Source organism: Microcystis sp. LE18-22.4A (assembly GCF_027531105.1).
Classification (GTDB): domain Bacteria; phylum Cyanobacteriota; class Cyanobacteriia; order Cyanobacteriales; family Microcystaceae; genus Microcystis; species Microcystis aeruginosa.
Genome location: NZ_JAPZRB010000431.1, coordinates 1 through 9,374, shown reverse-complemented (window position 1 = coordinate 9,374; position 9,374 = coordinate 1). Strand labels below are relative to the sequence as shown.

Below are 9,374 nucleotides of genomic sequence, written 5' to 3'. Positions count from 1 at the left end.
AACCAAGCTAAAAACTGAACCTTGACAACAGATAGTAGGGGGTTTTGTTCAGAAAAGAATTCAAATTCGGCCTTGAACGAGTAAAACTTTCTAGGAAATAAGGTTGAACATGAGATTTTTTCGACTTGTTCAAAGTGGCCGGAGGGCATCCGGACACTCAAAACGGACGTGGAGAAAGAGTCAGACTTAAGCAATTAAGCGTTTTTCGGTGAAGCGTCAACCCCATTCAGCGACCACCCTAAAAAAGTGGCGTGGTGAGGAATCGCCGTCCGTTTTACGGCGGCGAGGATGTCAACGTATCGATCGAACCCCCGACTATTCCCCATAAATATCGGTTCGGTTACTTCAGCCACCCGATCTCACTTGCGGCGATTGTTTCGCTCTTTCTCGCCATTTTTTTGAATTTTCTGTGATTACCTCGCACATCGATCGGGCTTTTTCCGCCGCATCCCGTGCCATTTCCAGAATTTCCTCTAGTTCCCGTTCATTTAGTCCTGTTTCTTTTTCGTCCATCACCGTAAGCCCTCCAAGCGATTTTTAACCTGCGTCACCCTTATTTTAGTCTCTAAAATACGTCCTAACTCGATCGAGATATCTTCCCCGGCCTCCTGTAAATTTGCTGGGGTCGGTTCTGATCGATCAACACTTTCCACACGCTCGCGGATTTGATTCCTGGCGCGATCAGCGTAAAATAAGCTAGTATTCACAAAAGCCATCAATTGAATTAATGTAAAATTGTCGGGAAAACGATTTAACAGATATGTACCGATTTTGATCGCTTCTCTCCCGTCACTTTCTAGGCGATCTAGTTCTCGATCGATCCTTTCTACGAGCGCAGTTAATTCGGACGGTAAAGGCATAAATTGAAGAATAAGACAGGGGACGATTTTAACCTAGCAAAAACAGGCCGCACAAAGACCGAGCGGAGCGGTTTGATTGGGAAAATTCGATAACTCGAATAGAAGCGATCGATCACACATAGATAGCCTCTCGATCGATCCGTGCCTTGAGGTAAGGATTCAGAGAATCCCGATAGCGGATCACGTCCACTTCCCGTCCGAATAGGTTCTCTAGTTCGGCTTTCAGTCTGACTCTTTTAAGCAGATCGGGGGGCATACATACCACTATATCTATATCGCTCGTCGGTCGGGTTTCCTCTCTGGCTACCGAGCCGAAAATGCCGATTCGATCGATCGCGTATCGTTCCTCCAGTTCGGGTTTCAGGGTTCGTAAATGTTCCAATATCTCGTTGGCGGTGATTTTATCTACCATCTAATTTACTCCCTTTAGTTAATCGTGCGATCGATCTCTCGATCCTGATCAAAGACTAAAACGGGCTGCCACAATCGCACAACCCGTTCCCAATCAATTTAATTTTTAGTCGGTCACAATTACTTTTCCAGTTTCCGGCCTTTGCACAATAAACCCACCCCGGCAACAGAGAGTAAACCGAGAACCGTCGCTGGTTCGGGAACGGTGGTCAGGGAATAATTGGCGAGAACGAAGAGTTCAGGAAGAGTAGAACCGTAGGCACTGCCGGAAGCGAACAGGTCGGTCGTGTTACCTACAATAGCGTTAGGGGGCAAAAAGCCGAATCCATCAATACAATTCGTCGTGTTACAAGCGACAAAATCCAGTCCCGCTCCGTCTAGGGATAGCACCGCCTGACCCGTTACAACAACACCAGCAAGAATGCTATCGAGATAAGAACCTATGAACGGGAGGGCAGGAGCGGGAGAGCCGTTAAAGGTGGTATTACTGATAGAACTGACGAATACCGTGTTGTTATCCAGTTGCAGGGTTCCGTCAACCGTTGCAGTGATGGTTCCTGCGCTGGAGGTGTAGGAAAAGTTAAAAGTTGCGGCGCTGGCAACTGGTGCGAGGGTGGCGGTGGCTACCGTGGCGAGGGCGACGGAATAGCAAAAGGAACTTTTAAGTGGCATAGAATACATTGTTTAGCTAAATTCCCCCGAATCTTACCACCCCCCCCCCGATTTTGTCAAGGTTTTTGTTATTTATATTTCTTATGCTTTATCTAGCTATTGATTACTCGATTCGGGATTTAGGGCGATCTCCCAAGAGAGCGGCGAAGGGGTGCGCTTTTCTGGGGTGCGGGGGGTTATAGTTCCCATCATCAAAGAAATACTCTAGCCGCCGATCGCTCTTGTCATTGGCCAAAGACAAACAAAATAACTAGCATTGAAATAGTTATAGTCTCCGTTTCGGTGTTCCCGTTGTCCCAGTTCCCCTGATAGGATTTAATCGGTCGCCTAACTCTGGAGCTAAAGTAGAGATAGGGTTTAATTGGAGCCATGTATGGAAGCGATCGAATTTAGGACGGTTATTCATGACGGTCAAGTGAGCGTTCCCCCCCGATATTCTTCTCAATGGGAAGGTAAGATGATACGGGTGATTGTTTTGGATGACTCGGAAATCGTCCCCGATCCGAGCCAGAAAACTGAAAAAACGATGTTCGAGGCGATTTCTTTAAATACACGGGGATTTAGATTCGATCGGGACGAGGCTAATGCCCGATAAAGTTTTTATCGATACTAATGTCTTAATTTACGCGTATTCTGAGGATGAGCCGGATAAACGACAGCGAGCGATTGATTGTGTTCGATCGGGTGAGGCTTGGATTAGTACACAGGTTTTAAATGAAACGATAAATGTATTAAAACGGAAATTTTCCCTAAGCTATTCGCAAATTCGAGACGCTGTACAAGAGCTTTCCGAGGGATTCCCAATCGTCCTCGTTTCTGTTAATACGATAGAGATGGCATTGAATCTAGCGGAACGTTATCAATATAGTTACTTTGATAGTTTAATACTGGCCAGCGCTCTGGAAGCGGGCTGTCAAATTCTCTACAGTGAAGATTTACAAGATGGTCAGCGAATCGAGAATCAATTGATGATCGTTAATCCCTTTGGTTAAGTAGGTAGGTGTTAAAAGTTGTCAGACACCCCCCTTGATAAGTAGGGTTGATTCATGAATCAACCCTACTATGAATCAACCCTACTATGAGTCAACCCCACCTTGATAAGGAGGGCAGGGGGATCAATCGGTCAAAATTACCCTTCCAGTTTCCGGCCTTTGCACAATAAACCGACCCCGGCAACAGAGAGTAAACCGAGAACCGTCGCTGGTTCGGGAACGGTGGTCAGGGAATAATTGGCGAGGACGAAGGGTTCGCCAACAGAAACAGAACCGTAGCCAGCGCCGGAAGCGAAAAGGTCAACCGGAAATATAATGCCAGCGGTTAAAAAGCCGAATCCATCATTACAATTCGTGGTGTTACAAGCGATAAAATCCAGTCCTGATCCGTCTAAGGATAGCACCGCCTGACCCGTTAGACTACCAGAAACGAAAGCCACAAAAGAACCTGTCAACGGAAGAGCGGGGGCGGGAGAACCGTTAAAGGTGGTATTACTGATAGAACTGACGAATACCGTGTTGTTATCTGGTTGCAGGGTTCCGTCAACCGTCGCAGTGATCGTTCCTAAGCTGGAGGTGTAGGAAAAGTTAAAAGTTGCGGCGCTCGCAACCGGTGCGAGGGTGGCGGTGGCTACCGTGGCGAGGGCGACGGAATAACAAAGGGAACTTTTAAGTGGCATAGAATACATTGTTTAGCTAAATTCCCCCGAATTTTACCCCCCCCGCGATTTTGTCAAGGTTTTTATTATTTATATTTCTGATGCTTCATCTAGCTATTGATTACTCGATTCGGGATTTAGGGCGATCTCCCAAGAGAGCGGCGAAGTGGTGCGCTTTTCTGGGGTGCGGGGAGCGATCGGTAAAATTGACATACACTATAATTATCAGAGCGATCGATGTTTAAGTAGGTAGGCGTTAAAAATTATCAGATGCCCCCCTTATCAAGGGAGATCCCCCCGCCTATCGGCACCCCCCTTATCAAGGGGGGCAGGGGGGATCGAACCTAAAATCCATTTTTAATTTAATTATAACCAGCTACTTATCTAAGTTAAAAACAACAATAAAACTAGCGATCGATGGGCGTGATCAGTAAAGTCAAATTACGAGAGTTTTGGGAACGCCACTCGGACGCGGAAGACGCTCTTAGGGATTGGTATAACTTCGCTAGTAAGGCTAACTGGAAAAATTTAGTAGAGGTTCAAGGTCGCTACCCGAAAGCGGAGGCGGTGGGAAATTTTACAGTTTTTAATATCAAGGGAAACAAATACCGTTTAATCGCTGACATCAATTATTCTCGTCAAACCATTTTCGTTAAATATATTCTAAGTCACGCTGAATACAATAAGGAGAACTGGAAAAATGATCCCTACTTCTAATCCATTAACCTATGGTGATTTACTCTTGCAGTATCAACCGAAACCGATTAATAACTCGCAAGAATACGAGCGATTTTTAAGCATAATTGAAGGGATGATGTCACGGGAGTTAAGCAATGACGAAGGACTATTATTTGATTTACTGGTGTTATTAGTGGAAGAATACGAGCGGAAACATTATCCGATCGCCCGAACAAATCCTACCGCTACGTTAGAATCTTTACTGCATGAATTCGATATCGATAGGGAGTGTCTTGTCGATATTTTCGGCGATCGGGATAGAGTAGAATCGGTGATAGGGGGGAAACAGGCGATCGCTCCCTCTCAAGCCGAGTCTCTGGCCGAATTTTTTAATCGTTTAAGTGCGAAACTGGCGTTAAGCGCCCGTGATTTTCTCTTGTAGCCTCGCTTTCCCTCGGGGACTGGGGGGGAAGACCATATAACAAATCCTTACTTTCTTCATAACTTTAGATTAATTAAGATAATGTTACAAAACTTTATGAAAAAGCCGTAGTATGATAATTTACGCCAGTAAAGCGAACACAATAAGGAGCAACACCCATAATGCAGTCGGCCGAGATGTTGCTGACAGTCCCCAAAGAGTATTTAAAAGCACCGGGGGGCTTCAACCCAAACGTTACCATGTTTTTTAGTGCCTTGAGCCTAATAACCCTATCTACCTGTGGCTATTGGCTATGGTCCTGGCCCGACTGGATTTGTTTTAGTGCTAATGTCCTCGCTTTACATTTATCGGGGACAGTTATCCACGATGCCTCTCATAATTCTGCCCATAGCAATCGGACATTTAATGCTGTTTTAGGTCATGGCAGTGCTTTAATGCTCGGTTTTGCCTTTCCGGTCTTCACTAGAGTCCATTTACAGCACCACGCTCACGTTAACGATCCCGAAAATGATCCAGATCATTTTGTCTCCACCGGTGGCCCTTTGTGGATGATTGCGGCCAGATTTTTTTATCATGAAATCTTCTTTTTTAAGCGGCAACTCTGGCGGAAATACGAACTGCTGGAATGGTTCCTCAGTCGTCTTTTTGTTGCTACCATAGTCATCTTCGCCTGTCAATACGGTTTTATCAGCTATGTGATGAATTTTTGGTTTGTTCCCGCTTTAGTGGTGGGAATTGCCCTCGGTTTATTTTTCGATTATCTCCCCCATCGTCCTTTCCAAGAGCGCAATCGTTGGAAAAATGCCCGAGTTTACCCCAGTCCCCTCTTAAATCTGCTGATTTTAGGGCAGAATTATCATCTCGTGCATCATCTCTGGCCGTCGATTCCCTGGTACAAATACCAACCGGCATACTATGCCACTAAACCGCTTTTAGATGCGAAAGATTGTGAACAGTCTTTAGGTTTACTGCAAGGTAAGAATTTCTGGAGTTTCCTCTACGATGTCTTCTTGGGGATTCGCTTTCACTCCCATTCTTCTAAATCTAGCTCATAGCATTTATCGTAATGGTGAGGTACAAGGTTTTCGTTTTGGGGAGTCGGTGGTCGATTTTATGAGAAACTTTGTATCTGTACCGGTTTTGTTGTCAACTTGATTTTTTGAAGGAGGATTTTATGGGTCAGCATTGGGGAAAAGCCTTAATTTTAACAACAACTTTCTTGACAATTAACATCGATTATGCTAAGTCTTTAACCTTTGGTGAGGCCGTGGGTATTGGAGCGGGGGCCTTGTTAATCAACCGGGCGGTACAGGATAATAGACAACGTTATCGATTTGTGCCACCAGAGCAAGAATTTCAGCGCGGACTAGAGGACGGGTTTAACTTTGCCCGCTATGATAATCCGCGCAATTCTAGAGACTACGATGACGGTTTTATCGAGGGAAGAAGACGGCGGGAGTCGGGTTGGTCTAGTCCCAACCGGAGAGGTTGATTATTTTTTTGGTCTGCGTCCCACTTCGGCGGTTTCTTGAATGGAAAATATCCTCAATTTGCCGTCGATGGGAGCGACTTTAGCCACCGCTTCCGATGCAACTATATAGTTATCACCCTCGGTGTTGGTAATATTGACTACTCGCTCGCGAGTGACAATCGCCATCTCGTTATTAGCAAGAATATCCACGTCCCAATTCTCAGAAAGAACCTCTATACTTTTAATATTTTTGTAGGATTCCTCTAAAAATATTTTATGTTCCGTGATGCCATCTAACTCAAAAATTTCGGTACTAGCATCGGTTTTAATGGTCAATTGCGAGGAAATAAACGGGGCATAGTGTTTGAGGATTAGGGCGATATTTTTATCTTTAATAGCGGTTTGAATGTCTTCAATCATTGCTTTAATTTCCGCTTCGCTGATTTTTTGTCCCCAATCGCGATTACTCGATTGTTTCACTGGCACTATCGAGGGATTAGCATGGACAAAAGCGGGGGAGATGCTGGGGAGAAGGGATAAACCGAGCAATAGAACAATTAATTGGGGAGAACGCATAATTTAATAAACTTGGTAAATTCAACCCGAATCATAGCATTTTCTCGTTACCGAATAAATCCTCAAGGTGAAAGTCCCCGGTTAGGGAAGCTAAGAGAGCAAAATTCTGGCTGTGCAAAGTCTAGGTTGATCCTTTAGCTATTTTGGCTTGATATTTCCAGAATAACAGGGGTATGATCGCTAGGTTTTTCTTGTTTTCTGGGTTCTCGATCGATCAGACAATTAACGGCTTTTTCGTATAGCTGAGGAGTTAAATAAAGATGATCGATTCGCCAACCTCGGTTACGAGCAAAACCACCGCTGCGATAATCCCACCAACTATAATGTCCCGCTGCCGAGGTGAATTTTCTAAAGGCATCTTGTAACCCAATTTCTAACACCTTTTCTAAAGCTTCTCTTTCTTTAGCTGAAGACATAATATGATTTTCTTTGCCTTTGGGATCATAAATATCTTTATCTTCTAAGGCAATATTAAAATCACCACAGATACATAATTCTTCAGGTTGAGAATTAATAATTTTATCTAGATATTTCCTAAGGGTTTCTAACCATTTAAGCTTATAAATATACTTGTCACTATCTAGGGAAGAACCATTAGGAACGTAGAGATTAATAATCCGAATATCGCCGATTACTCCAGTAATTACCCGTTTCTGTTCGTCTAGTTCTCCTGTTAAATTTTCGCCGATAATTGGACTAAATCCCACAGTGATATCGTCCAGGGGTTTTTGGCTAAGAATCGCCACACCATTATAGGCTTTTTGTCCAGAAATATAGAGATGATAACCCAAAGATTCAAAAGCTTCTCTGGGAAAATCTCGATCGATTACCTTAGTTTCTTGCAAGCATAAAACCTCAACGGGATTGAGTTGTAACCAATTAATTACCTGCTCTTGTCGGCTGCGAATCGAGTTGACATTCCATGTGGCGATTTTCATAGCTAGGGTCTGCTGAAAAAGTTTGTTGGTGGGGGCAGGGTGTGGGGTGTGGGGTGTGGGGTGTGGGGTGTAGGGTTTTACCGATTTTGAGGTAGTCAGTTACCTAATTTTTAGGGAAAAAGTACCTGAATTTTACCCCCGATCCCTCCAATGGTCGGCACTTTTTGAGGTCAAAAAAGTCTAAAAGCCTTATCCAACAAGGTTTTTAGATTTATTCAGCAAGCCCTAGCTAAAAACCGATAATTTTTCTCACACTTCCTCAGCAAAACTGGTGCGACGCACAAACTCAAAGGGACCGGCGATCGAACCCCAGACTAATTGATCGGTTTCGGGATCTAAACCGCGATCAACGCTAATTAATCCCCGTTCACTAATTTCAAAACTATTATCTAAATAAGTCATTCTATCTTTGCGAAAGACTAAACATTGTTTACCCGGTTTCACCACCCCTTTAAAACTGTTACCTGTCCAAGTGACATTCATATCACAACCCAGCATCGGTTCTAATAAGTCTAAGGTGAGATTTTTGAGACGCTGGGGTTCTCTAGAAGCACCAAAAAAGTTAGCTTCCTCTTTAACTTTAAAGTTTTCTAGTTCAATATGATCATCGACTACCGATAATTTAAATACTCGCAAACGATAGGGAGTATTGAGCATAAAATCGTAGGCCTGCTCTAAAAATAAGCTGGTTCCCTTCAGTAATTCATCGGGCAAAGGGCGCATACACACGCGAATATGGGCAAAAAAAGGCGGATTAGCAAAAGCTTGTTCTTGATTACTAAAATCCGCCGCCATCCAGCGTGCTAGGGTTTTTATATCCGTGGGATGAGTCATAGTTTTTGAGATGTGAATGGCTATTAGCTATCAGCCATCAGCTAGTTAATCGCTCTGATAAATTTTCACTGATTACTGATAACTATGCCCCGATAATTGTTATTGTGCGATTACTTTAATTTCGATATCGGCACTAACTTCGGGATGGAGTTTGACTTGTACTTTATAGACTCCCAATTGACCGATATCGGGGACGGTAATACCACGGCGATCGATTTCTAATTTAGCATTTTCTAGAATAACCGTAGCCACATCTTGACTGGTGACAGTACCGAAAATGGCCTCGTTTTCACCCACCTGTTTAGGGATGCTGTAGGGACTGAGTTTTTCGATCGCAGTTTTTCTGGTTTCCGCTTCTTGTTTTTCAGCGAGGAGACGTTGACGCTCTTTTTCTTTCCTAAATTCTGCCTGTTTAATTGCGCCCTTGGTGGCTAAAACGGCCACACCTTGGGGGATAAGGTAATTGCGCGCATAACCGGGGGCCACTTCCACCACATCGCCATTTTCACCTAATTTGCTGACTTTTTGATTGAGGATAACCTGCATTCGTTTCGCCATGATCTTGACCTAAAACAATAGTTCCAAAACCCCTATCATACCATGCAATCGTTTTTATCTGTCCTCCCATCCGGACCGTCAGTTAGCTATGGAAAAACTACTTGGGGTTTGCTGAATAAATCTAACAACCTTGTTGGATAAGGTTTTTAGACTTTTTTTCCCTCAAAAACTGCCGGCTCTTCTCGACTTTGTGTGATAATTTTTGCTTATGGAATCGTGAAAGGCTTACTGGGCAAGACTTTTAGGACTATTTTGCGGATATTCTATCAGTATAGACCTCGTT

General features: G+C 43.9%; 16 protein-coding genes. 6 read left to right on the top strand and 10 right to left on the bottom strand.

Annotated elements, in window-relative coordinates:
* Positions 1–194 precede the first annotated feature (194 nt).
* The 5 genes from O9295_RS19080 to O9295_RS19060 all read right to left on the bottom strand — a co-directional run bounded on the left by O9295_RS19080 (position 195) and on the right by O9295_RS19060 (position 1,943).
* Positions 195–353 carry a hypothetical protein gene (locus O9295_RS19080; protein WP_288034545.1) on the bottom strand — a complete coding sequence of 53 codons (159 nt, stop codon included), beginning with the start codon at positions 351–353 and terminating at the stop codon, positions 195–197.
* Positions 346–513 carry a hypothetical protein gene (locus O9295_RS19075; RefSeq protein WP_192575995.1) on the bottom strand — a complete coding sequence of 56 codons (168 nt, stop codon included), beginning with the start codon at positions 511–513 and terminating at the stop codon, positions 346–348. Before O9295_RS19075 ends, O9295_RS19080 begins: the two co-directional genes overlap by 8 nt.
* The gene (locus tag O9295_RS19070) at positions 513–860 is read right to left on the bottom strand and encodes a hypothetical protein (protein ID WP_016515502.1); all 348 of its coding nucleotides are present in this window, start codon (positions 858–860) and stop codon (positions 513–515) included. Before O9295_RS19070 ends, O9295_RS19075 begins: the two co-directional genes overlap by 1 nt.
* 112 nt (positions 861–972) lie before the next feature.
* Positions 973–1,272 carry a nucleotidyltransferase family protein gene (locus O9295_RS19065; RefSeq protein WP_288034542.1) on the bottom strand — a complete coding sequence of 100 codons (300 nt, stop codon included), beginning with the start codon at positions 1,270–1,272 and terminating at the stop codon, positions 973–975.
* A gap of 119 nt (positions 1,273–1,391) precedes the next feature.
* Entirely contained in the window at positions 1,392–1,943 is a 552-nt protein-coding gene (locus O9295_RS19060) for a PEP-CTERM sorting domain-containing protein (RefSeq protein WP_288034539.1), read from the bottom strand.
* Between the two features lie 373 nt (positions 1,944–2,316).
* On the opposite strand from O9295_RS19060, the gene O9295_RS19055 reads away from it, so the two are divergent.
* Both O9295_RS19055 and O9295_RS19050 read left to right on the top strand, forming a co-directional pair.
* Positions 2,317–2,538 (top strand): hypothetical protein, encoded by a 222-nt coding sequence (locus O9295_RS19055; RefSeq protein WP_193977033.1) that lies wholly within the window; start codon positions 2,317–2,319, stop codon positions 2,536–2,538.
* Positions 2,528–2,935, top strand: a complete 408-nt coding sequence (locus O9295_RS19050; protein ID WP_288034536.1) for a PIN domain-containing protein — start codon at positions 2,528–2,530, stop codon at positions 2,933–2,935. The genes O9295_RS19055 and O9295_RS19050 overlap by 11 nt, the downstream gene beginning before the upstream one ends.
* 137 nt (positions 2,936–3,072) lie before the next feature.
* Here the strand turns inward: O9295_RS19050 and O9295_RS19045 are convergent, their stop codons facing one another.
* Positions 3,073–3,615: a PEP-CTERM sorting domain-containing protein gene (locus O9295_RS19045; protein WP_288034534.1), complete on the bottom strand. Its 543-nt coding sequence runs from the start codon at positions 3,613–3,615 to the stop codon at positions 3,073–3,075.
* Between the two features lie 396 nt (positions 3,616–4,011).
* On the opposite strand from O9295_RS19045, the gene O9295_RS19040 reads away from it, so the two are divergent.
* The 4 genes from O9295_RS19040 (at position 4,012) to O9295_RS19025 (ending at position 6,206) form a co-directional block, all read left to right on the top strand.
* A complete protein-coding gene (locus tag O9295_RS19040; protein ID WP_004163263.1) occupies positions 4,012–4,311 on the top strand; it encodes a type II toxin-antitoxin system HigB family toxin in 300 nt (99 codons plus the stop codon).
* The gene (locus O9295_RS19035) at positions 4,295–4,714 is read left to right on the top strand and encodes a helix-turn-helix domain-containing protein (RefSeq protein WP_288034531.1); all 420 of its coding nucleotides are present in this window, start codon (positions 4,295–4,297) and stop codon (positions 4,712–4,714) included. The genes O9295_RS19040 and O9295_RS19035 overlap by 17 nt, the downstream gene beginning before the upstream one ends.
* A 161-nt stretch (positions 4,715–4,875) precedes the next feature.
* Complete coding sequence (crtR, locus tag O9295_RS19030) at positions 4,876–5,769, top strand: beta-carotene hydroxylase (RefSeq protein WP_288034529.1); 894 nt, start codon at positions 4,876–4,878, stop codon at positions 5,767–5,769.
* 119 nt (positions 5,770–5,888) lie between these two features.
* The gene (locus O9295_RS19025; protein ID WP_002763627.1) at positions 5,889–6,206 is read left to right on the top strand and encodes a hypothetical protein; all 318 of its coding nucleotides are present in this window, start codon (positions 5,889–5,891) and stop codon (positions 6,204–6,206) included.
* On the opposite strand, the gene O9295_RS19020 is transcribed toward O9295_RS19025, so the two are convergent.
* The 4 genes from O9295_RS19020 to rplI all read right to left on the bottom strand — a co-directional run bounded on the left by O9295_RS19020 (position 6,207) and on the right by rplI (position 9,091).
* The gene (locus tag O9295_RS19020) at positions 6,207–6,761 is read right to left on the bottom strand and encodes a hypothetical protein (RefSeq protein WP_004163268.1); all 555 of its coding nucleotides are present in this window, start codon (positions 6,759–6,761) and stop codon (positions 6,207–6,209) included.
* 134 nt (positions 6,762–6,895) lie between these two features.
* Positions 6,896–7,699, bottom strand: coding sequence for an exodeoxyribonuclease III (gene xth / locus O9295_RS19015; protein ID WP_288034526.1), 804 nt, complete (start codon positions 7,697–7,699; stop codon positions 6,896–6,898).
* 249 nt (positions 7,700–7,948) lie between these two features.
* Complete coding sequence (locus tag O9295_RS19010) at positions 7,949–8,533, bottom strand: chromophore lyase CpcT/CpeT (RefSeq protein ID WP_193960746.1); 585 nt, start codon at positions 8,531–8,533, stop codon at positions 7,949–7,951.
* 99 nt (positions 8,534–8,632) lie between these two features.
* Positions 8,633–9,091 carry a 50S ribosomal protein L9 gene (gene rplI, locus O9295_RS19005; RefSeq protein ID WP_012264300.1) on the bottom strand — a complete coding sequence of 153 codons (459 nt, stop codon included), beginning with the start codon at positions 9,089–9,091 and terminating at the stop codon, positions 8,633–8,635.
* Between the last annotated feature and the right edge of the window lie 283 nt (positions 9,092–9,374).